Below are 23632 nucleotides of genomic sequence, written 5' to 3' on the forward strand. Positions count from 1 at the left end.
CCATTCTATTACCATAAATAAAAAGATAAGACTATGTTCGTAATTAAGCGCGATGGCAGAAAGGAACCTGTTCACTTTGACAAAATCACCGCACGCATCAACAAACTTTCATTCGGACTAAACTCCACCTTTGTCGTACCACACCGTGTGGCGCAAAATGTGATTCAGGGCCTGTATGACGGTGTCACCACCACCGAACTGGATGAACTGGCAGCACGTACCAGCGCCAGCATGACAGTCATACACCCCGACTACGCGGTACTGGCAGCCCGCATCGCGGTATCCAACCTGCACAAAAACACCAAAAAGAATTTCTCCCGCATCGTGGAGGAATTGTACAATTATATTGACCCGAAAACCAACAAACAGGCGCCGCTGATTGCCGATGATGTATTTGAAATCATAATGGCAAACAAAGACCGCCTGGATGCGGCCATCGTACACCACCGTGACTACAATTACGATTATTTTGGATTCAAGACACTGGAAAAATCCTATCTGCTGAAGATGCACGGCAAAGTGGTGGAACGCCCGCAGCACATGCTGATGCGTGTTTCCGTAGGCATACACCGCGACGATATCGACGCGGCCATCGAAACCTACGACCTGATGTCGGAAAAATGGTTTACACATGCCACCCCTACTTTATACAATGCCGGTACACCGAAACCGCAGTTGTCTTCCTGCTTCCTGCTGACCATGAAAGACGACAGCATCAAAGGCATTTATGATACATTGAAAAACACCGCCGAAATATCCCAGTCAGCAGGTGGTATAGGGCTGAGCATCCATAATATCCGCGCCAAAGGCAGTTACATCAGAGGCACCGGCGGAGAAAGCAACGGCCTGATTCCGATGCTGCAGGTATTTAACTCGACGGCACGTTATGTGGACCAGGGCGGCGGAAAACGAAAAGGTGCTTTTGCCATCTACCTCGAACCGTGGCATGCCGATGTGTTCGATTTCCTGGAGCTGAAAAAGAACCACGGGAAAGAAGAAATGCGCGCACGGGACCTGTTCTATGCGCTGTGGATTCCGGATTTATTCATGAAACGCGTAAAAGAGAACGCAGACTGGTCGCTGATGTGCCCATACGAGTGCCCGGGATTGTGTGATACCTACGGAGAAGAATTCGAAGCGCTGTATACCAAATACGAAGCGGAAGGCAAAGCACGCAAAACCATCAAGGCGCAGGAACTGTGGTTCCATATCCTGGACAGCCAGACGGAAACAGGCACACCATACATGCTGTATAAAGACCATGTCAACCGTAAATCCAACCAGAAGAACCTGGGTGTTATCCGTTCGAGCAATTTATGCACGGAAATCATGGAGTACACCTCTGCCGATGAGATTGCGGTATGTAATCTCGCCTCCATCAACCTGACACGATTTGTCGACAGCGAGAAACTGACGTTTGACTTCCAGCGATTATACGAAATCACTTACATCGTCACGAAGAACCTGAATAAGGTCATCGACATCAATTTCTATCCGGTAGAGGAAGCGAAAAACAGCAACATGCGCCACCGGCCGATCGGACTGGGCGTGCAGGGGCTGGCAGATGCCTTCATGTTGCTGCGACATCCGTTTGACAGCGAAGAGGCGGCAGTATTGAATAAGAATATTTTCGAGACCATCTATTACGCAGCGCTGTGCGCGTCCAATGATCTGGCCAAGAAAGAAGGCCCTTACCAGAGCTTTAAAGGTTCACCCATTTCACAGGGCATCTTCCAGTTTGATATGTGGAAGGTAAACCCGACTGACCGCTGGGACTGGGACGGATTGCGTCAGGAAATCCTGCAACACGGCGTTCGCAACAGTTTGCTGGTAGCGCCGATGCCGACCGCCTCCACTTCTCAGATTTTAGGCAATAACGAATGTTTCGAACCCTATACATCCAACCTGTATACCAGACGTGTATTGAGCGGTGAATTTATGGTGGTGAACAAGCACTTATTGAAAGACCTGATTGAGATAGGTTTGTGGAGCGACGAAATGAAGAATGCGATTGTAGCCAACAAAGGTTCAATCCAGGCCATCAACGGCATTCCGCAGGAAATAAAAGATTTATATAAAACAGCCTGGGAAATCAAACAACGGGTGATCATTGATATGGCGGCTGACCGCGGCGCCTTCATCGACCAGAGCCAGAGTTTGAACCTGTTCATGGAAAGCCCGAACTACAAGACACTGACGTCCGCCCATTTTTATGCCTGGGAAAAAGGATTGAAAACAGGTATGTACTATCTGCGTTCCCGTCCTGCCATGGATCCGGTTCAATTTACCGTGGACATGGAGAAAGCCAAGAAAGCCACAGAAATCATTGCTAAAGACGGTCATTACCACCGTTCGGAAAAAGTAAGCGCCAGCGATGTCGCTCCAATTTATGAAAGTGTAGCCAATGCACAACAGGAAATGTTTACCATAGCGGAACCTGTTGTTATAGAAAAATCTATGGAAGAAAGAGCCGCAGAATTTGGCATGACCGTGGAAGAATTTGCGCAGGCCCAAAAGGTTTGTTCCTTAGAGAATCCCGGAGAATGTGAAATGTGCGGGAGCTAGAAATTTTCCCTTACTAACTCAAAAAATCCCGAATGAATTCATTCGGGATTTTTTATTTACCTGCAACAAAACTTTTGTTATCTTCAATCTGTAAATAGAATACTGTATGGATTTTCTACAACAACCCTTCAGCTGGTATATCGCAGGACCGCTGATTGCCGTCAACCTGTTCCTGCTGATTTATTTCGGAAAAAGATTCGGAGTATCGACCGGCATGAAAACCACCTGTGCGGCCTTAGGTGCCGGCAAAAAAGTTCCGTTCTTTAATTATAACTGGAAAGAAGAAGCATGGCTGCTGATGTATCTTGCCGGAAGTATCATCGGCGGACTGATTGCCGTTGAATTTATGAACGCCGGCGCTCCCGTGGAAGTATCTGAAAAAACCGCAGCGGCATTGCAGGCATTGCATATCGAAGCCAATCGCTCCTTTGAACCCGCAGAAATCTTTGCGGTGCAGCAATTGCTGACATTCAGGGGCTGGGCAATCCTTTTAGGCGGCGGCATGCTGATTGGATTCGGCACGCGCTGGGCTAACGGCTGCACCTCCGGCCACGCCATTTCCGGACTGAGTGATTTTCAGCTTCCGTCCTTAGTGGCGGTTATCGGTTTCTTTATCGGCGGCCTGGCCATGACTCATTTTTTCATCCCCCTAATTTTCAAATAACATGCGCAATCTGAAATTCTTTCTGCTCGGTATCTTCTTCGGCATCGTATTGACAAAGGCGCAGGTCATTTCCTGGTTCCGCATCTATGAAATGTTCCGCTTTGAGTCCTTTCACATGTACGGCATCATCGGCAGTGCGGTCGTGCTGGGCGCGTTGATTATACAATACATCAAACGCAGTCATTTAAAGTCCGTCGACGGAATCCCCATCACCATTGACCCGAAGCCAAAAACCTATAAGACCAGCATTTTCGGCGGCATCCTTTTCGGATTGGGGTGGGCACTGGTCGGCGCCTGCCCGGGACCCATTTATATCCTCATCGGTGCGGGATTCTGGGTATTTACAGTGGTGCTTATCGGGGCACTGCTTGGCACCTTTCTCTATGGTGTTGTAAAAGAAAAACTACCTCATTAAGTCTGCCGATTATTACGAAAAATGAATTAATATTGCATTGCATATAAATCTGAAATCATCATTCTACCATCTAAAATCAATTTAAATATGGCATATCAGGATTTAGGACCTAAAGAATTTCTAGCCGCTTATAACAGCAGCGACAATGCAATACTGATAGATGTACGGACAGCTGCAGAAATTGCGGATGGCAGCATCGACGGACATATCGCCATTGACATTCAACGCCCCGGATTTACGGAAAAAGTGGCGGAACTCCCGAAGGACAAAGCCTATTTCATTTATTGCCGAAGCGGCAACCGAAGCGGGCAAGCCTGCCGGTATATGGCCACACAGGGCTTTGAACAATTATACAACATGAAAGGCGGCATGCTGGAATTGGCGGAAACGGATTTTGGGGATGCCTGATTTCGACTTCCACCAAAATCTGCTGCTGGAAGATAGCCGTGTCCTGCTGCGCCCACTGGTGCGGGAAGATGATGATGTGTTGGCGCCCATCGCACTGGCAGATAAGGACATCATCCGGTTTTCTCCCCGTCAGATACACACCCCTGAATTGCTGCAGCAGTATATACAGGATGCCCTGCATGGGAAGGCAAGCGCTGTTCGTTACCCGTTTATCATCTTTGACAAGAGCACACAGGAATATGCCGGCTCCACCAGTATCTGTGCGGTTTCCAATTTTGACAAACGGCTGGAAATCGGTTATACCTGGTATGGCAAAAAATTCCAGCGTACCGGATTAAACCGGCATTGCAAATGGCTGTTGCTGAATTATGCATTTGATACCCTGCAATTTGAACGGGTGGAATTCAAGATAGATGAGCGGAATACCATTTCCCAGACGGCAGTGCACCGATTAGGCGCCACCAAAGAAGGCATACTGCGCAGCCATACCGTGATGAGCGATGATTTCCGCAGAAATACGGTCTATTTTTCGATACTGAAACACGAATGGGAGCAGCTAAAACCCAATTTTCCGCTTTATTAAGCCCCCACCCGCTGTAAATCTATTAAAAAACGAGGGTTTTACGGTGTGATAATTTCTATTTTACCAATAAAAAGGATAATAATTAACGATAATTCATTTTTTAGTTTAATTTATTGTATTATTTGCATAGAATCATACATTTTATTAAATTTGTATTCGAAAGTTCTTTAAACAAACGATACTTAAAATTGTGAGGTGATGAAATTTGGCAGCCATGCCCTCTTGTCTCGGGGGTGGGGAGTTCGAAATAAAGACAGGGTAGAGCACTTTAATGTGCAGGGGTTGACCACCAACTTTTTGTCCTGTTCCTAATCGCCTTGTGTAGGTTCGAGTCCTACCTTCACAGCAACTGAAATCCGAATCCATGAGGTTCGGATTTTTTTATTTTGGTTTTTTGGGAAATGCCGTTGTAGGCAGCCGGATTAACTTATCCCATCTTTTATCATCTATTACTCTCCTATCGTTCATCGACAATGATGGCTAATGAATGCGGGATGTTTATTTATTTGTGGTCTTTGCGAGATGTTAAACCAGTGTGGGGTTTTTACACTCTCTATTGGTCAGGCGGTCAATGATTCAATAATCTAAAAATGTTATCTCAAACTACTTATATTTACTATTTTCAACCATTATTTTTAGATGCAAATCATGAAAAACCGATGAAAAATCAATCAGACTTACAAGAAGAAAAAACTATTGGTGCCTTGAATATAGTTGTCATTGTATTGTCCATCTATGTTTTACTCGCATTGTTAGTTGATACATTCTTTAAACTACCTACTGAAACATCAAGGCTCCTCGACCAAGTTGATAATGCAATCTGCATTTTCTTCTTATTAGAATTTCTTATTCGATTTATTAAGGCACAAAAAAAGTTGGTATTTATGAAATGGGGATGGATTGATCTTATTTCAAGTATTCCAACTTTTAATTTTTTAAGGGCTGGCAGAGCATTGAGACTAATAAGACTATTGAGAATATTAAGAGCATTTCGCTCAACCAAACATTTAGTAAGTCATATTTACCGAAATAGACCACAGGGTGCTTTTACAACTGTATCAGTTATTGCTATTCTAATGGTTATTTTTTCTGCAATAGCTATATTACAAGTTGAAACTGATCCGAACAGTAACATTAAAACAGCTGAAGATGCATTGTGGTGGGCATATGTTATTGTTACAACAGTCGGTTACGGAGATAGGTTTCCAGTAACAACAGAAGGAAGAATAATTGGTGCCTTACTAATGACAGTTGGTGTTGGTTTATTTGGAACATTTTCTGGCTTTGTTGCATCTTGGTTTTTATCCAATAAAGAACAGTAAAACACTCCTAATGAATTCAGAAGAAATAGATGGGTTAAAACTGATTATTGAATTATCTCGTAAGGGAGTTATAAAAATAACCTCTGAAGAAATAGACTTTTTAGAGAATATCGTCAAAAGAGGGACAATGCCAACCTTAGATGATTCTAACTATAATAAGTTCAATGAAATTATTGATAAGGTTTACAACAAAATGGATCATGAGCAAGCAAATAGAAATAAACAAAGATTAAGTAAAATAGATAATCTGCACACAAAAAAATTCAAACAGTTTCTAATTAATAAAGTATTAAATGACCTACTGTTACTCAATACTGATGAAAACGTAATAAATACAATAAAAGAAATATCAGAAAAGAGTGATTTTTTCTCCTTAGATTTAACTTCAGCCATTAAGTTAGTTAAACAAAACCTCAATAAAGATATTACATTAAAGAAAGAGGAACTTAAATTATTAATATCCGATTGTTTAAGTCAATATGACGGAGCAATGAATGATGCCACCAGACAGGCTTTTGAATTTAATGATCTGTTATATATCGGAAATACCTGTGCAGATTCACGACCAATTTGTACTCATATAAAAGAAACTTATAATGGAAGGCTTACACTTAATCAATTAGAATCTATCTTAAATGAATACTGTCCTAACGGTATCCCTAGTGAAGAAATGATTACATACCAGACTATTAATGGAATTCAACGGACTTCAACAAAAGGAAGTGGGATGATTATTGGTACTACCGTCGAAAATTTTAGTCAGTTCCGAGGCGGGAAAGGATGCAGACATACGGCTATCTGGACTAAACATCGTAATTCTTAACCTACATTGGTTGCCATACGACCCTCTAATCATTTATATCTACTCTTTCTATCAGTATAGAGATTAAAGATTGTAAGAACAGAAAGGGAAAAATCATAATTACAAATTAAATTAATAGTATACTTTTACAAAAAATAGTTTTATGATCTCACCCAAAATGAAAACAATCCTTGAGTTTATAAACAACAAGAACCCAGAAGGATTTCTATGCTACGACTTTCAGTATTATTTAAAATACTTTGAATATGATTATTATCATCTAATTAGGCACCTTAATGACAAATCAAACAGGATGCAAATATGCTGGAATCAGTATATAAAGAGGACATACATGGATAAAAATGATGACCTGTATTTTCAAATTCAAGAATACAAGAAAGGGAAATCGCTTGATGACAGAATAAATTATGAAATAGGTGACAAAATTTATTTATTTTTAGAAGATGATGTCAAAAAATTCATTGAATTAAAATACCCAAGAATTATCTCTATAAAACAACAACTAAAAAGGAGAGCAGACAGTGTGTATCAAAAGATAAAAAGCAATATAAAAATGATTGCAGCTACTATTACAATCGCTTACTACATACACAAATTCATTTTACTTTTCATTCACCCTTTTTAGTCTGGCAAACGTTGGCAGGGTTTCATAAAATAATAGCAATATTTCTCCTCGTTCCTCGTCGAAATGACAGGATGCAAAAGAGAGCGGATTGTGTTCCTGACGTCTTTGTGTAAAATAAATACAATGTATAAAACCCGATTTTTACACTTTTATTTCCCTGATTTCATCTCCTCCAGCATCGCAAGGATCTTATCCAGTTTTTCCACCTCGATCTTGTTGAGTTGTTTTTGCAGCGATTCGATTTCAAACTTTGCCTCCAGGTTGGTCTGATAGTCGTCATACGCCTGGGCCCGGTCGCGGTCTGACTGCCTGTTTTGCGCCATCATGATGATGGGTGCGGCATAGGCCGCCTGAGTGGAGAATAACAGATTCAGCAGGATAAAGGGATACGGATCCCAGTGACGGACAAAGCCCAGTATATTTAATCCCATCCAAACCGCGACAATGATCGTTTGTATAACAATGAATCTCCAGGAGCCCATTCCGCTTGCTACCTTGTCGGCCAGTTTTTGTCCGAACGTGGACGAACTTACATGTACTTCATGCCAGTTTTTAGGTGTTCTCATAGTGTCGTTTATTTTATTAAAAGGGGTAATTCTTTATCCGTAACGGTGAGCAATCCGCAGGGCACCAAACGTTTCGTCAGTTCCCGCCAGTTGGCATCTTTTTCATAGATCTTTTGCAGAATCGCCGCCGCTTCTGTAATTCTTTTATTGTTTGCCAGCGTGATGGCTGTCCAGTACTGCATCTCCAGATTGGAAGGAAGCATTTTCATGGCAGCGCTGTATTCCTCCATCGCACCTTTCATATCATTTTTTTCCGTGAGCAGGTCGCCGGTGTTCATGTGTTCGTAGGCTCTGAAAACTTTTAACAAACGCTGCAATTCCAGAATCGGTTCCTTGCCGTCGTCCACGCGCAGGTCAATTAGACGGTCTTCCCAGGGTTTGCCGGAACTGCGGGGCTTCACCACAAGCAGAGCCGCCGATTGTTTGCCGCGGATATCACCACCCGCCGCCTGCGCCGCTTTCATCACGTCGATGATTCTTTCCGGCAATGGTTTTCCGGCAGACGTCCGCCACGCCTTTTCCATAGCCGGCACCACCTTATCCGTCAGCATCATATTGGCCTGCACGGAAAAATCCTGTCCGTTCTGATGGTCGGCAAACTGTATGCAATTCTTGCCGGTATGCGTGGCCACCCGGCCAAAAGTGTCTATGATGGCGACCTGACGGACTTCCCGGCCGGAGTCACCTGACAATAGACTGTCCAGCGCTTCCTGCGGTGATTTGCCCTGTTTCAGTAAATCCAGGCCGCGCATGCCAAAGGAGACATTGACGAATGACTGCGTCGCCACAGCACCGACACCGGCTTCCGCCCAGGAAACCACCGTTCCGACACTGAACCAGTGTGATTGCACGCCTACCGCCATCTCCCCGGTTTTTTCATCGCGGGCGACGATGGAAAAGGTATGGGCAAAGGGTTCCTTATGGAAGGCTGGCTTTGCGTTTAAAAGAAAGGACAGGCCCGTAAAAAGCAGACTGATCGCCGTTCGAAACATGGTATAAGATTTAGATTAAAGTTAGGGAGAAAGTATTACAATTTTCCCCTTAATCCCAATTCTATCAACTCCATCTTTTGAGGCTTGCCGTTTTCTATCTCAAAACGGATAATGGTTTTGGTTTTGTGGAATCCGTGTATTCCGGCCGCACCCGGATTGACATATAAGAAACCATGCTTCGGGTCTTTCATCACCTTGACGATATGCGAATGCCCGCAGACGAGGATATCGGGTTTTTCGTGTCTCAGAAGTGCGTTGACATAGGCATTGTATTTTCCCACGGCACCGGCAATATGGGTGATCATAACCTTGCTCCCTTCCACCTTTATCAGCCGGGTTTCGGGGAATTCGGCGCGCAGCTCATGCCCGTCTATATTTCCATAAACGGCATACAGCGGCTTGAAGGCTTTAAGCTTATCCGTCACTTCCTGTGTACCGATATCACCGGCATGCCAGATCATGTCCACATCTTTAAAATGTTCGAAGACCTGCTCGTCCAGAAAGCCGTGTGTGTCCGATAATATACCGATACGTGTCATCTAATTTCTGATAATTTTAGCATAAAGGAAGGTTGCTATCGTACTCAAGATAGCAATACCCAACCATAAAACCTTAAATCCGGTGTGCTGTGCCGTTACAGAACCCAGAAACGGGCCGACTGTTTGCGAAAACGCCCACACCATCGTCCAGATGGCGGCATACTGTCCGCGGTTGGTATCGTCGGTACGGCTCATCCAGAAGTTGACCAGCACGGAGAAGGCAAACATCTCACTCAGGGTAATCATCGTCATCATCATAAACGCGCCGAGAAAGTTCAGATGAAAAAAGGATGCAAACAGATAAGCGGCAACATGAAAGGAAACGCCCAGAATGATGGCTCTCCGCTTCGACCAGTTTCGCTCTACCCAGTAAATGACGGTCATTTCTATGAGGACAATCAGGATTCCATTCCACGATGCGAGATAGCCGATGAGATTCTCTTCAAGGTGCAGGTCTTTTTTGAAGAAGACAGGCAGGTTGGTAAACAACTGAACGAAGCAACTCAGATAAATCACCGATACCAGGATAAACTGTACAAACACCTTGTCTGCAAATACCGAAACCTTTTGTGTGCTGTCTTTTACCATTTCCTTAATTTCCCTCGTGTATTTATCCGGCAACAAATACCATAACATGATGGCCGCAAGTATATTGGTGATGCCATCTATCCAAAACAATAACTGATAAGAATGGTGTGCGATAAATCCTCCCAGCCCGGCACCGACAGCCCAACCTAAATTGAAAGACAGGCGCATCAATGTAAAGGATCGCATACGGTTTTCTTCCGTGCTGAATTTACCCATCGCCGCAGAGTTAGCCGGACGGAAAGCCTCATTGACCATTGCCAGTAAAAAAGTAAAGATACAGATGGCATAATAGTTTCCGAGCTGGCCTAAGATGATAAATCCGATACCACCAAAGAACAAACTCAACAATTGGATTTTATAAAACCCGATGTTATCCGTCAGCCTGCCTCCGAAATAACTGCCGATAAACGCACCGATTCCCCATAAGCTCATCACCACGCCCGCCTGACTGATGCTGCAACCCAACTGGGAGGTAAGGTATAGCATCAGGAACGGAATGACCATCGTGCCGCAGCGGTTGATCAGATTCACCAGTGCCAGCAACCAGATTTCCCGGGAAAGTCCCTTGTAGGCTCTCAAATAATATCGGATGGCATTTGCAATCATAACTGATCTAAAAGTAAGTATCTGTCGGTAAACATTGAATGAAATTACTTTATCACTCCATCAATAAAATCTATGATTTTGCGGATCTGGGCGGGCTCAAACCAGGTATAGTCGCTGTTCTTATGAAAAAAGGTAAGCTGCCGTTTGGCATACTGACGGGTATGCAGTTTAATCAATTCCACGGCTGCCTCGAGGGTGGTTTTCCCTTCTATACAGTCAAACAGTTCCTTATAGCCAACCGTTTGCAGGGCATTATGGTTTCTGAAAGGATATACCGATTTTGCCTCTTCCAGAAATCCGCGACGCATCATTTCGTCCACTCGGGTGTGGATGTTGTGGTGCAGCTGTTCTTTTGACACCTTCAATCCGATTTTTATCGGAATAATCCCTAAGCGAATTAAGGAGGATTCTCTTTCGTCGGCTGATTTCTTGAACGAAGAAAACTTCTGTCCCGTTCCGATACAGACTTCCAGCGCACGAATGACCCGTTGGGGATTATGGATGTCCATCGCATGAAAAGTCTCCGGATCCAGTTCGCCTAACTGCTGCTGTAATGGTTCAATGCCCTTTTCTTTAACCCGCTGATTCAGCATTTCTCTGATTGCCGGATCTACAGATGGAATTTCATCAAATCCATACAAGAGCGCATTGATATAGAATCCGGTTCCGCCGCACAACACCACCACATCTTTTTTTTTGTATAATTCCTGCAGCAGCGCCAGCACCTCCCGTTCATATTCGCCGGCAGATACATTTTCTGAAATACTTTTATTCGCAATAAAATGATGCTGTACTTCAGCCAGTTCTTCCACACCCGGGCGCGCCACTCCGATATTCAATTCTTTAAACAGTTGGCGGGAATCTGCTGAAATGATTTCCGTATGATACTGTTTGGCCAACTGTATGGCAACGGCTGTCTTTCCAACTGCCGTTGGTCCGGCAATGACGATCAGGTATTTCGAACAGGAATCTATCATGATTAAGATTTCTCACTATCGTTCGAAATGACATTTGGAGACAAATCCATCTCCCTTCCTTTTTCCAGCATCCGCAGATAGGCGGCATCAAAATCATTGGGAATGATACCGTCTAAAATACAGTCCCTGATATATTCTTTAATGACACCGACTTCCCGGGATGGTTTGATTCCGAAAGTCTTCATGATCAGTTCACCGTCTATCGGAGGCTGCCAGTTGCGGATATGATCGCGCTCCTCCACTTCCTTTATTTTCTGAAGCACCATTTTCAGGTTCTCCTTATACCGTTTCACTTTCTCTTCATTCTTGGAGGTGATGTCTGCATCGCACAACAACAACAGGCTCTCCAAATCCTCACCGGCGTCAAACAGTATCCTGCGTATCGCGGAATCGGTGATATTTTCTTTGGTTAATGAAATAGGGCGCAAGTGCAGCATGACCATCTTCTGTACAAACTTCATCTTTTCATCTAACGGCAGTTTCAGACGCGCAAAAATTTTGGGTGTCCATTTTGCGCCTACCACCTCATGCCCGTGAAAGGTCCAGCCGTGGCCGTCTTCAAAACGCTGGGTGGCCGGTTTGGCAATATCGTGCAGGATGGCGGCCCATCGCAGCCATAAATCATTGGAGTTTTCCGATAAATTATCGAGTACTTTCAGGGTATGGTAGAAATTATCCTTGTGTCCGTAATTATCCTGTACAGAAACACCCTGCAGCCTGACCATTTCGGGGAAAAACTGATGCAGGAGTCTGGTATTGAATAACAATTTAAAACCAATGGAAGGCTGTCCGGATAAAATTATCTTGTTGAGTTCATCCGTAATCCTTTCCTGTGAAATGATTTGTAACCTGTTCGCCAGCGGCCCGATGCACTGATACGTTCTATCTTCTATCCTGAAATTCAACTGGGCGGCAAAACGCACCGCCCGCATCATGCGGAGCGGGTCATCATCAAATGTGATATTCGGATCCAGCGGTGTACGCAGGATACCGTTTTTCAAATCTTCCAGCCCGTTAAACGGGTCAATAATTTCCCCAAATCTATTTTCCGATAAACAGATGGCCAGAGCATTGATGGTAAAGTCCCTGCGATTCTGGTCATCTTCCAGGGTTCCGTCTTCGACAATGGGCTTGCGGGAATCTCTCTGATAAGATTCCTTTCGGGCGCCGACAAACTCCAGCTCAATATCGTATAAACGGATTTGCGCCGTCCCGAAATTTTTGAAATACGAAACATGGGGTCTCGGAATAATACTGTCTGCTGCTTTCATCGCCAGCTCAATACCGCTTCCCACGCATACGATGTCAATATCCTTGCAGTCTCTGCCGAGTATCTTATCGCGCACAAATCCCCCGACGGCAAATGCTTCTACATTCAACGCCGCAGCGCTTTTGGCAATAATTTGCAGTAATTCCACCTCCCTTTCTGAAAACTGTAATTGCATGGCTGTAAATATAAGACAAGTAGCAGGAAAAGTTATCTCAAATACTGAATGGAGTTATCGTCCAGTATTTTTATCAGCTTAGACGGATATTTATAAACAGATGTATCGTATCGTTCATCAATCACCAGGTCAGCAGCCTGCATAATTCCGGGGGCGATATCACTGAATACAGCAGGTGCGGGTTGCCCGGAAATATTGGCAGAGGTGCTGACAACAGGCTTGCCGAATGCTTTTATCATTGCCTGGCAAAACGGATGGCGGACAATCCGTATCGCAATGGTATCATCCGCATTCACCGCATTGGGGGCCATATTTCTGGGACAGGAATAAATGACGGTAGTGGGCAGCTCCGCTGAATCCAGCAGTGTGGCGGTATCTTCATCGATATCTGCATATCGTTTCAGCATTTCCAATGAATCCACCAATACTATCAGGCTTTTTTCTTTGGGGCGATGTTTGATGGCGAAGATTTTATCGACAGCAGCTTCATTCGTTGCATCACAGCCGATTCCCCAGATGGTATCGGTTGGATACAAAATGGTTTGTCCGTTTTGGAGAGCCGAAACCGCTGCTTCTATATCTTTGTGTTTAACACCCACAGAATGGATTAATAGGAGTTTTAAAGACTTTTGTAAATATTCATCATCTTCTCCGTCATTTTTTCCGGACTGAATTTCTGAATCTGTTCCTGTGATTTTATTTTTATTTCAGCCGCCAAATCCAGGTTGTAATAAATAAAGTTGATGGCTGCTGAGATTTCCTCCACATTCGTAGGGTCAATGAAGATACAGGCATCACCGCCCACTTCCGGCATGGAAGAAATATTGCTGGTGATAACCGGCTTGCCGCAGCGCAACGCTTCCAGAATAGGCAAACCAAAACCTTCATACAAACTTGGATACACCAACCCCTGCGACATGTGGTAGATAATCGGCAACTCGTACCACGGCAAGTCTTTCAGAAAAAATACCCTTCCTTCCAGCTCCTTTTCATAAATAAAACTCTCCGCAACGCCATATTCATCGCCGCCATTGGAAACCGCTACCAGGTTCTTATCCTGGTTTTCCGGCAATGTCATCGCTTCCAGCAACCGCAGGAAATTTTTACGTTTGCTGATGGCTCCCACATACAGCACAAAATCTCTGGGCAGGCCATAGCGCGCAAAATATTCATCCTTTAACACATAATTGCATTCATGTTCGTATTCCCTGTTCCACGTCGGATAAACCACCTGAATCTTATCTTCCTGAATCTTAAGCGATTCTATCAAATCCGCTTTTGTCTGTTCGCTCACCGCCACCACGACATCTGCGATATGACAGGCTTTCTTGGTCTTGTACGCATACATCTGCCGGTCGATGAACGGAAATGTTTTGGGCAGTTTATGAAAAATAACATCGTGAATCGTCACAACCTTTTTAATGGTGGAAGGAAGTTCAGGCACTTCATTGCTCAAACCGTGATAGACGTTTATTCCCTGCTGCAGAATATCATTCTCGACCCCTTTGAAACGCCACAAATCCGCGCTGAATGCGTCGGAGATGACGGTACGCTCTACAAAATATTCATACTTATAGGGGCTGTCTTCAAAATATTTCTGATGTACAAAGATTTTGTATTCCTCATCGGGATAAAAATTCAGCAGACGATGCAGCAGTGTCCGGCTGTAATTTCCCAAACCGGTTTTATTGTCGTATAACCTTTTACCGTCAAAACCAATTGTCATATCTGCTATTTAGATTTGAGAGCGGAGATTTTTGCCTCTCTTTCTTCTTCTCCTCTGTATTAGTCTTTACACTGCCACATTAAAGTCACGTAGTGCATCGTTTAAAGAAGTTTTCGTATCCGTGCTTGCCTTACGTTTGCCAATGATGAGGGCACAAGGCACCTGGTAGGTTCCGGCCGGAAATTCTTTCGGAATCGTTCCGGGAATCACCACGCTTCGTGCCGGCACCACCCCTCTGTATTCTTTCGGCTCACTTCCGGATACATCGATGATTTTAGTGGACATCGTCAGCACGACATTCGCCCCCAATACTGCTTCCGCTTCCACCCGGACACCTTCCACGACGATACAACGGGAACCGATAAAACAATTGTCCTCTATGATAACCGGAGCTGCCTGCACAGGCTCCAGCACACCGCCAATTCCGACACCACCGCTTAAATGTACGTTCTTTCCGATTTGAGCACAGCTGCCTACCGTTGCCCAGGTATCCACCATCGTCCCGCTGTCCACATACGCACCAATATTCACGTAGGACGGCATCAGCACCACCCCCCGCTCAATAAAAGCGCCGCGACGGGCAATGGCATGTGGCACCACCCGCACTCCCAGTTCAGCATAATTGCGTTTCAATGGGATTTTATCATAAAACTCAAACGGGCCGACTTCTATCGTTTCCATTTTCTGAGTCGGGAAATATAAAATCACCGCCTTCTTTACCCAGTCGTTCACTTTCCAGCCGGCATCCTTTGGCTCCGCCACACGCAATCTTCCCGTGTCCAGCAGCGTTATCACCTCATTGACAGCAGCTAAAGTGGCGGATTCCTGCAGCAGCGTTCTGTTATCCCAGGCATTTTCAATGATTTGTTGTATTGCTGTCATTTTATTACGAAATTTGAGTCGTCAAAAATAAATATTAAAAGATATGAACGAGGTTAAAGATAAATTAAATGTAAGCACAAAATGGTTTTTCCTTTTGTTGGTGTTAATAACTTTTGCCGGGTGCAGCAATAAAAAGAAGGTCGTCATCAAAGACAATGCCGGCAGGGTTCTGGAGGAATATTATACCCTGAAAGATAAGCCGGATCAGAAGACAGGCAACTACACCTCCTATTACGAAAGCGGTAAGATAAAAGAGCTGAGCAATTTTACAGATGGGAAACCGGAAGGAAAGCGTACCCTGTATTTTGAAAGCGGCAAGATCATGGTAGTGGAAAACTACAAAGTCGGCAACTACGAAGGCGCATACAAATCTTATTTTGAGAACGGCGGGCTGGAATCTGAGGGACAGTTCAGGGACAATGCCCGGGATGGTGTTTGGAAAGTATATTATGAATCGCCTAAAAATGCCGTTAAACAAGAAGCGACCTTTAAGGACAATCTGGTTAACGGCCATGCAAAGGAATACCATGCGAACGGAACGCTCATTGCCGAAGGCAACAAGATAGAAATCGGTGACGGAGTAGATGTTTATGACGGCAAGGTGCAAGTGTATGATTCTTTAGGTACCTTAGTGAAGGTTTTAGTCTACGACAAAGGAAGACAAATCAGCAAAGAAGCAATAAATTAAGTGTATGAAAAAGATTATTTACGTATTAACCGCATGTATCCTGTTCGCCTGCCAAAGCACCACCAGGAATATGGGAGAACAGTTTGAAGTGAAATCACCGGTGTCCATCGATGCCCTGACCAAACAACTGGACAGTATTCCGTCGGCTACAGACATCCAGATTGAAGGCACGGTAGCGAAAAGCTGCATGAGCGAAGGGTGTTGGTTTACCATCAAAGATGCTGACGGTACGGAGATATTACTGGATATCAAAGACAAGTCGTTCAAGGTGCCGACCAACAGTCCGGGACAGACCGTCATTGTGCTGGCGGATGCCGTAAAAAACAGTTCTGCCAAATCAGATGAAGAGCCTTACAATATTTCTGTAAGAGGTATGAGGTTTAAATAACCGTTAACCCCGTTATTTTTAGTTCGGTTTCTTGGCATTTCCTGAAAAAAAGCTATCTTTGCACTCGCTTTTGTAAAAAAGCAGGATTCCGTAGCTCAGTTGGTAGAGCAATACACTTTTAATGTATGGGTCCTGGGTTCGAATCCCAGCGGGATCACAGGTGCCAAACCCAAACGCTTGCATATCAGAGGATTGCAGGCGTTTTTTAGTTTTGGGGTAAACATAGGGTAAACATTCTCAAAAAACATTTACAGTTGCATATAATCCTTTGCATTCTAACTTAGCTACAAAGTTTAATTGTTTATATTTATCACGTTTTATGTTGAATACATGTTATTTGGCTTACAATCCGTCTTTATTTGAATTTCCTTGATACAAGATTCTTCATTAATAAAAACATAGGCTAACATTCTTCCAAATAATTCTACTTCATTACCTACTTCAGTGAAAAATGTAATTGAAGTTTCTTTTGGAAGTAACACCTCTAATCTCTATTTGATAGTTAGAAAACAGCAGGGTTCAGAAATTCTGTTTTAACGATCTGTCGCAACTGGCAAGAAAAATATTTCAGTTGGTCAGGCGACCAACATCCGGATAAATACAAAATTAGTTTGATAAACAAATACCGCTCTCTAAAACGGCAGGTCGTCTTCTATCTGCTCATTGGGCACATCTGTTTCGGTGTAGGCAGGCGGCGGTGTATTTTCTCTGCGTGGCGCGGCAGACTGTTCCGTTTTATTCACTCTCCATGCCTTTACATCCGTATACCATTTGCCGTTATATTCCCGGCTTTCGACATCCGCTTCCACTGAAATGTCGTTTCCTTCCTGAAAAGCATTATCATTGACCAATTCTGTCCAGAAGACAACACAAACTTTCCTGGGGAATTTACCGTTTTCCGTTTCTATCACCACTTCCTGCTTTTTCCAAACGCCGTTTTTTCCTTCTCCAGTCTGTACGGGATTCACTTTGTAAATTTTTCCTTTCAATTCCATGACTTACTATTTTTTACAAATATAGCAATATAAAAGTTTTGCTTTTTCATCTCAAGTGTAAATTAATAACACCTCTCTTAATCTATTGATAACACGTTTTGGGAATGTTGGCGCATCATTTGATGTTTATAGCTTTTAAATGTAATTTTATACTATGGATACCACCATCATGCATTTCGTTTCTAAAGATGCCCTGCATTTTTTCAGCGACAACAAAGTATTACTGAGCCTTGTAATGGGGCTGGGTCTGAGTGCCAGCTGCGGGTTCCGCGTGTTTGTGCCGTTGCTGATAGCGGGAATTGCCACTAAAATGGGCATCCTGCACTTAGGTGATGGATTCCAGTGGATGGGCAGTACCCCTGCCATCATCTGTTTCGGGGCGGCTACTGTCTTTGAGATTGGCGGGTATTATATTCCCTTTGTCGACAATATCCTGGATACCATCACTACTCCCGCGTCGGTTCTGGCCGGTACCTTGTTAACGGCTTCCGCCATCCTGCCGGATATAGACCCGATGCTGAAGTGGGGGCTTGCCATCATTGTCGGAGGCGGCAGTGCCGGCATCATACAGGCCGGAACCGCCATGACACGGGCTACCTCCACCGTCACCACTGCAGGCACCGCCAATCCGTTGGTGGCTACCGTTGAGCATATTCTGGCAATCGCCGGCAGCATCCTGAGTCTGATCATTCCATTCATTATCGCCACCATCATCTGCATACTAATTGTGGTGTTCCTGTTTTTCGTTATCCGTTATTTCAAACGGCATATCCCGAAAAAGGAATCATTACCCGCCCCAAGACAGTAAATTGCCGGACGAACCGGTAAGAAACCGGTTTTGACATCCGATTTTTTGTTTGAAGAAACTTCAAATGTCTTGTATCTTGTGTCCTGATTCCCGACTCTAAACGATGAACGCATCCGCACAGAACACCCTTAATTTCCTGTCGAAACTGACCATTCGAAGGGTGTGGAATATGGGGTTGGTTTATGGTTCTTTTTACCTCACCAAATACCGGAAGAAACCCATCCAGCTGGGCAAGCCGTTTTCCATCTCATTTGAACCTACGACATCGTGCAACCTTCGTTGTCCGGAATGTCCGAGCGGCCTTCGTTCCTTTACCCGGCCCGTCGGCATGCTGGAGCCCGGTTTCTTTCGTAAAACGATAGATGAACTTTCCAAAGAACTGATTTACCTGACCTTCTATTTTCAGGGAGAGCCTTATCTCAATAAAAATTTCCTGGAAATGGTAACGTATGCCAGGTCTAAAAAAATCTATACCGCCACTTCCACCAATGCCCATTACCTGACGGATGCTGTGTCAAAACAAACCATTGAAAGCGGACTGGACAGGCTGATTATTTCCATCGACGGCACCACACAGGAAACCTATCAAAGTTACCGGGTGGGCGGGCAACTGGACAAAGTCATTGAAGGTGCGCGAAACATCGTGAAATGGAAAAAAGAAATGCAGTCAAAGACACCATACATAATTTTTCAGTTTCTGGTGGTGAAACCCAACGAACACCAGATAGATGAATTGAAAGTGCTGGCCAGAGAGATCGGTGTGGATGAAGTGATCCTGAAAACGGCTCAGGTGTACGATTACAAAAACGGAAATGAGCTGATTCCGGAAAACGAATACTATTCACGCTATAAAAAAAACAGCGATGGTACGTATTCCATCAAAAACAGCTTAGAAAATTCTTGCTGGAAATTATGGCACAGTTGTGTCATAACCTGGGACGGCAAGGTGGTGCCCTGCTGTTTTGACAAAGACGCACAGCATCAGCTGGGTGATTTGCAAACGCATTCGTTTTCGGAAATCTGGGACAATGATCTGTACAAAGACTTCCGGGCAAAACTGGTGAAAGGCAGAAAAGAAATCGACATCTGCACGAACTGCAGCGAAGGCTGTGAGGTGAATTTCAATTATGAAGTTTGAGCTATCTTGCTTCCTAATATAAAAAACGGGATGCATGTGCATCCCGTTTTTTATACTTCAACAATATTTGATTATTTCAGCAGCACTTTCGCTGCTTTAGTTGTAGTACCGTCGTTGAAGGTAATGAGGTACATACCTGCCGCATTGCCGGAAATATCCAGTACAAATTCTTTCGTATTGGGAGAAATTGTTACCGTTTTCACTTCCGCACCCAACATATTGAATACTGATACTTTCATGTTGGCGGTCAGAGGAGCATCCGTTCGGATGAACAATCTGCCATCGGTAGGATTTGGGTATAATGTGATATTCCTGCTTATATCTTTCGGTTGGATGGAAGTAGATACACATTGTGCCAGAACCGTCACGGTATTTGTGCTGTGTGTCATCTCTAACGGGCCTTGGACAGGGAATTCTACGACAGAATCTCTTTGTTCAGCCAGGCTTGGACCGGCAACCGTTGGGGTATAATCGGACACTCTTATGGAAATGTTTGCGGAAAAATCACAGAAATCCCCGTTGGCATCAGAGTACGCCACAAAGAAGTCGCTCGGAGAGGCTCCGAATGAACCGAATCCTGTAATCAGGCTGCTGCCGTCTTCCATAATAGCAGACCCCTGCAAGAACTCACTGCCTGTAGTTCCCCAGCTCTTCGCCCACACGATACTTCCATCTGCGGAATTAACCTTAAACAAGAGTCCTTGTTCGCCATTGCCAAATGCATTGGACTGTCCGGCAACCACCAGATTACCGTCTGTCTGATCTACATTCAATCCATTCACTACAGTCGCCGAATCACCTCCATATACCTTTGACCAGGCTATGCTCAGGTTTTCAGGGTTTAATGCAGTGATATAGATATTATTTCTGTTCGGGCCGCTGGTATTGCCGGTTATACCGGAAAAAATCAGCTTGTTGTCAGCAAACGTTACAAATCTCCCGTCATCATCACCGGCTGCACCGATGAGCAACTGCCCCTGTACGACACCGGAAGGATCCACCGCCACGAAATAACCATCCCGCATACCGGCGGTACCTGCATCAGAGCTGCCGCATAAAAAGTAACCTAACCCCGGGATTTCCACGGCTCTCAGTCCAACATCATTACCAAACGGTGTTCCAAAAGTTTTCATCCACTGCGGGGCACCTTGTCCGCTGAATTTCACAGCGAACACATTGTTGTGGTTGTTGTCGCCATTCGCCTGTGTCTGACCAACAAGCAGGAATCCCGAATCGCTGGTAGCTATGACATCATTCGCAAATTCCACCAGGCTATCAAATCCCAATACAATACTTCCCTGATAGTTTCCGGCTGTATCAACCAGCGTGACACTGATATCACTCTTACCGGAGGTAGAATAACTGTTGGTGGTTCCCGCAACGAATAAGCCATCGTTGGTTTTGCTAACCGCCAATGCCCTTCCAATCTCCAGTGCTGATCCGCCAAACTGTGCCTGCCACAATGGATTACCCACTGTATCCACTTTCACTAAGAATTGATCGTACCCGCCTGCTCCTGCAAGGCTTGTACTTCCACAGACATAGGCTGAAAAATCTCCCAGCGCAATGTTGTTGCCATAGTCATCGGCTCCTAAATCATAGGCTTTGAAGCTGGTTGGAAGATGCTGCCCGGAAGTAGATTCAAAGTTTGCCACCAGAGACCTGTTAGCTGCTGCCGTGAAAGTATAGCTTGTATTAGTACTCACTTCCGATCCGTTTTCGGTCCAGTTGACAAAGTTATAACCGCTGTTAGCCATAGCTGTTACCGTCACACTGCTGCCACTGTTAATTGTACCGCCACCGGAGGTGGTACCCCCCGCAGGAGGGTTGGAGGAAGTGGATATATTATAGGTGATGGCATTAAAGTTTGCCACCAACGTCTTATTAGAGGTGATAGAGAATGTATAGCTAGGATTGGTATTAACCTCTGATCCGTTTTCAGTCCAGTTAGCGAAAGTATAATCACTGTTGGCAGTAGCTGTTACCGTTACACTGCTACCGTCCGGATACGTTCCGTCTCCGGATGTACTGCCACCGGCAAGCGGATTGGAGGATGTGGATACCGTATAGGTGGCCATAAAATTAGCCACCAGACTTTTGTTGGAAGAAATAGTGAAGGTGTAACTTGAATCGGTACTTACCTCAGACCCATTATCTGTCCAGTTCACAAATATAAATCCGCTGTTAGCCGTAGCTGTTACCGTTACGCTGCTGCCGGTCGAATATATTCCGCCGCCGGAAGTTGAACCGCCTGCTATTGGGTTAGAAGAGGTAGATACTGTGTACTCACTTGCGCTGGTACTGCATTCCGTTAAGACAGTCACGCTATGCGTGCTGTTTGTCATAAGCAGTGGTCCCTGAACAGGAAATTCTACAATTGAATCTCTCTGCTCTGTCAAACTCGGACCTGCAACTGTTGGGGTGTAATCAGAAACTCTTATGGTTGTGTTGGCGGAAAAATTACAGAAATCCCCGTTCGCATCAGAATGCGCCACATAGAAGTCACTCGGAGATGATCCGAAAGAACCGAATCCCGTAATCAGGTTGGTACCATCATCCAATATTTCAGATCCCTGCAAAAATTCATTACCGGATGTCCCCCATGTTTTCGACCATACGATACTTCCATCTGTAACATTGACTTTAAACAAGAGTCCTTGTTCGCCATTGCCAAATGCATTGGACTGTCCGGCAACCACCAGATTTCCATCTAACGGATCTGTACGCAACCCGCTGACCGCCGTAGCTGAATCACCTCCATATACTTTGGACCAGGCTATGCTCAGGTCTTCAGGATTCAATGCAGTAATATAAATATTACTTCTGTTAGGCCCGCTGGTACTGCCTGTAATACCGGAAAATATCAGCTTGTTATCAGCTAATGTTACAAATCGTCCGTCATCATCACCTGCTGTTCCAACCAATAACTGCCCCTGCAATACACCGGATGGATCTACAGCCACAAAATAACCATCCCGCATACCGGCGGTACCTGCATCAGAGCTGCCGCACAAAAAGTAACCTAAGCCCGGAATCTCCACGGCTCTCAATGCTACATCATCGCCAAACGGCGTTCCAAAGGTTTTCATCCACTGCGGGGCACCTTGTCCGCTGAATTTCACAGCGAACACATTGTTGTGGTTGTTGTCGCCATTCGCCTGTGTCTGGCCAACAATCAGGAATCCAGAGTCACTGGTAGCGATGACATCATTCGCAAATTCCACCAAGCTGTCGAATCCCAAAACAATGCTTCCCTGATAGTTTCCGGCTGTATCAACCAGCGTGACACTGATATCACTCTTACCGGAGGTAGAATAACTGTTGGTGGTTCCCGCAACGAATAAGCCATCGTTGGTTTTGTTAACGGCCAATGCTCGTCCAATTTCGAGGGCTGCACCGCCAAACTGCGCCTGCCATAAGGGTACACCGGAAGGGTCAACCTTGACAAGGAACTGATCATAGCTACCCGCACCCGCCAGGTTGGTGCTTCCGCATACATAGGCAGCAGCACTACCTTTTGCGATGTTATTGCCATAATCGTCTCCGCCCAAATCATATGACTTGAAAGAAGTCTGTGCAAATAATCCGCAAAGGGTGAAAAGTAAAAGAACAGAAAGTAATAATTTTTTCATACAAATAATTTAAAGTCAGCAATATCATAAATGTACGTAATCTTTTGAATACCACGCAAATGTTATGATAAAAATTGAACTGTATTTATCCATATACGTTTATAAATTCAATCCGAGCTGCCATAAAATTGACTTAAATCATCTTATTTGGTTTCGGATCTGTCTAACTTACAGATTCGTATTCAAATCCAGGAGAAACTAAACTAAATATCCGATATCTTTGTTTAGAATTACAAGCTGTAAATTTTGTATTAATC

At 44.5% G+C, this 23632-nt stretch carries 23 protein-coding genes and 1 tRNA gene; 13 read left to right on the forward strand and 11 right to left on the reverse strand.

What is annotated here, in order from left to right; translation table 11 throughout:
* Window positions 1-33 precede the first annotated feature (33 nt).
* The 8 genes from IPM95_13450 to IPM95_13485 all read left to right on the forward strand — a co-directional run bounded on the left by IPM95_13450 (window position 34) and on the right by IPM95_13485 (window position 7405).
* Complete coding sequence (locus IPM95_13450) at window positions 34-2565, forward strand: ribonucleoside-diphosphate reductase subunit alpha (protein MBK9330274.1); 2532 nt, start codon at window positions 34-36, stop codon at window positions 2563-2565.
* A 106-nt stretch (window positions 2566-2671) separates the two neighbouring features.
* Entirely contained in the window at window positions 2672-3229 is a 558-nt protein-coding gene (locus IPM95_13455) for a YeeE/YedE family protein (protein MBK9330275.1), read from the forward strand.
* 1 nt (window position 3230) lies between these two features.
* Window positions 3231-3644, forward strand: coding sequence for a YeeE/YedE family protein (locus IPM95_13460; protein ID MBK9330276.1), 414 nt, complete (start codon window positions 3231-3233; stop codon window positions 3642-3644).
* Between the two features lie 87 nt (window positions 3645-3731).
* Window positions 3732-4052, forward strand: a complete 321-nt coding sequence (locus tag IPM95_13465; protein MBK9330277.1) for a rhodanese-like domain-containing protein — start codon at window positions 3732-3734, stop codon at window positions 4050-4052.
* Complete coding sequence (locus tag IPM95_13470) at window positions 4045-4635, forward strand: GNAT family N-acetyltransferase (protein MBK9330278.1); 591 nt, start codon at window positions 4045-4047, stop codon at window positions 4633-4635. The genes IPM95_13465 and IPM95_13470 overlap by 8 nt, the downstream gene beginning before the upstream one ends.
* 590 nt (window positions 4636-5225) lie before the next feature.
* The gene (locus IPM95_13475) at window positions 5226-5957 is read left to right on the forward strand and encodes a potassium channel family protein (GenBank protein ID MBK9330279.1); all 732 of its coding nucleotides are present in this window, start codon (window positions 5226-5228) and stop codon (window positions 5955-5957) included.
* Window positions 5958-5967: 10 nt separating this feature from the next.
* Window positions 5968-6780 carry a hypothetical protein gene (locus IPM95_13480; protein ID MBK9330280.1) on the forward strand — a complete coding sequence of 271 codons (813 nt, stop codon included), beginning with the start codon at window positions 5968-5970 and terminating at the stop codon, window positions 6778-6780.
* A gap of 331 nt (window positions 6781-7111) precedes the next feature.
* Window positions 7112-7405, forward strand: a complete 294-nt coding sequence (locus tag IPM95_13485) for a hypothetical protein (GenBank protein ID MBK9330281.1) — start codon at window positions 7112-7114, stop codon at window positions 7403-7405.
* Between the two features lie 149 nt (window positions 7406-7554).
* Here IPM95_13485 and IPM95_13490 read toward each other — a convergent pair whose 3' ends face one another.
* The 9 genes from IPM95_13490 to IPM95_13530 form a co-directional block, all read right to left on the reverse strand.
* Entirely contained in the window at window positions 7555-7971 is a 417-nt protein-coding gene (locus IPM95_13490; GenBank protein ID MBK9330282.1) for a DUF1003 domain-containing protein, read from the reverse strand.
* An 8-nt stretch (window positions 7972-7979) separates the two neighbouring features.
* A complete protein-coding gene (locus IPM95_13495; protein ID MBK9330283.1) occupies window positions 7980-8963 on the reverse strand; it encodes a DUF1028 domain-containing protein in 984 nt (327 codons plus the stop codon).
* 35 nt (window positions 8964-8998) lie between these two features.
* Window positions 8999-9502 carry a metallophosphoesterase family protein gene (locus IPM95_13500; GenBank protein ID MBK9330284.1) on the reverse strand — a complete coding sequence of 168 codons (504 nt, stop codon included), beginning with the start codon at window positions 9500-9502 and terminating at the stop codon, window positions 8999-9001.
* On the reverse strand, window positions 9503-10696 hold the full coding sequence (locus tag IPM95_13505; protein ID MBK9330285.1) for an MFS transporter: 1194 nt from the start codon (window positions 10694-10696) through the stop codon (window positions 9503-9505).
* Window positions 10697-10740: 44 nt separating this feature from the next.
* A complete protein-coding gene (miaA, locus tag IPM95_13510; GenBank protein MBK9330286.1) occupies window positions 10741-11673 on the reverse strand; it encodes a tRNA (adenosine(37)-N6)-dimethylallyltransferase MiaA in 933 nt (310 codons plus the stop codon).
* Window positions 11674-11675: 2 nt separating this feature from the next.
* The gene (locus IPM95_13515) at window positions 11676-13118 is read right to left on the reverse strand and encodes an HD domain-containing protein (GenBank protein ID MBK9330287.1); all 1443 of its coding nucleotides are present in this window, start codon (window positions 13116-13118) and stop codon (window positions 11676-11678) included.
* A gap of 32 nt (window positions 13119-13150) precedes the next feature.
* Complete coding sequence (locus tag IPM95_13520) at window positions 13151-13696, reverse strand: threonylcarbamoyl-AMP synthase (protein ID MBK9330288.1); 546 nt, start codon at window positions 13694-13696, stop codon at window positions 13151-13153.
* Window positions 13697-13737: 41 nt separating this feature from the next.
* Window positions 13738-14844 carry a glycosyltransferase family 4 protein gene (locus tag IPM95_13525; protein ID MBK9330289.1) on the reverse strand — a complete coding sequence of 369 codons (1107 nt, stop codon included), beginning with the start codon at window positions 14842-14844 and terminating at the stop codon, window positions 13738-13740.
* A 66-nt stretch (window positions 14845-14910) separates the two neighbouring features.
* Window positions 14911-15726, reverse strand: a complete 816-nt coding sequence (locus IPM95_13530) for a 2,3,4,5-tetrahydropyridine-2,6-dicarboxylate N-succinyltransferase (protein ID MBK9330290.1) — start codon at window positions 15724-15726, stop codon at window positions 14911-14913.
* 43 nt (window positions 15727-15769) lie between these two features.
* On the opposite strand from IPM95_13530, the gene IPM95_13535 reads away from it, so the two are divergent.
* The 3 genes from IPM95_13535 to IPM95_13545 all read left to right on the forward strand — a co-directional run bounded on the left by IPM95_13535 (window position 15770) and on the right by IPM95_13545 (window position 16959).
* On the forward strand, window positions 15770-16414 hold the full coding sequence (locus IPM95_13535) for a toxin-antitoxin system YwqK family antitoxin (GenBank protein ID MBK9330291.1): 645 nt from the start codon (window positions 15770-15772) through the stop codon (window positions 16412-16414).
* Between the two features lie 4 nt (window positions 16415-16418).
* Window positions 16419-16802, forward strand: coding sequence for a DUF4920 domain-containing protein (locus IPM95_13540; GenBank protein MBK9330292.1), 384 nt, complete (start codon window positions 16419-16421; stop codon window positions 16800-16802).
* Window positions 16803-16886: 84 nt separating this feature from the next.
* Window positions 16887-16959: transfer RNA gene (locus tag IPM95_13545), tRNA-Lys, on the forward strand.
* A gap of 475 nt (window positions 16960-17434) precedes the next feature.
* Here IPM95_13545 and IPM95_13550 read toward each other — a convergent pair.
* Complete coding sequence (locus tag IPM95_13550; GenBank protein MBK9330293.1) at window positions 17435-17797, reverse strand: DUF3127 domain-containing protein; 363 nt, start codon at window positions 17795-17797, stop codon at window positions 17435-17437.
* Window positions 17798-17966: 169 nt separating this feature from the next.
* On the opposite strand from IPM95_13550, the gene IPM95_13555 reads away from it, so the two are divergent.
* Together IPM95_13555 and IPM95_13560 are read left to right on the forward strand one after the other, a co-directional pair.
* A complete protein-coding gene (locus IPM95_13555) occupies window positions 17967-18605 on the forward strand; it encodes a DUF4126 domain-containing protein (GenBank protein MBK9330294.1) in 639 nt (212 codons plus the stop codon).
* Window positions 18606-18708: 103 nt separating this feature from the next.
* The gene (locus tag IPM95_13560; protein MBK9330295.1) at window positions 18709-19743 is read left to right on the forward strand and encodes an SPASM domain-containing protein; all 1035 of its coding nucleotides are present in this window, start codon (window positions 18709-18711) and stop codon (window positions 19741-19743) included.
* Window positions 19744-19814: 71 nt separating this feature from the next.
* Here IPM95_13560 and IPM95_13565 read toward each other — a convergent pair whose 3' ends face one another.
* Window positions 19815-23375: a T9SS type A sorting domain-containing protein gene (locus IPM95_13565; protein ID MBK9330296.1), complete on the reverse strand. Its 3561-nt coding sequence runs from the start codon at window positions 23373-23375 to the stop codon at window positions 19815-19817.
* Between the last annotated feature and the right edge of the window lie 257 nt (window positions 23376-23632).

Source organism: Sphingobacteriales bacterium (assembly GCA_016719635.1).
GTDB lineage: Bacteria > Bacteroidota > Bacteroidia > Chitinophagales > JADIYW01 > JADJSS01.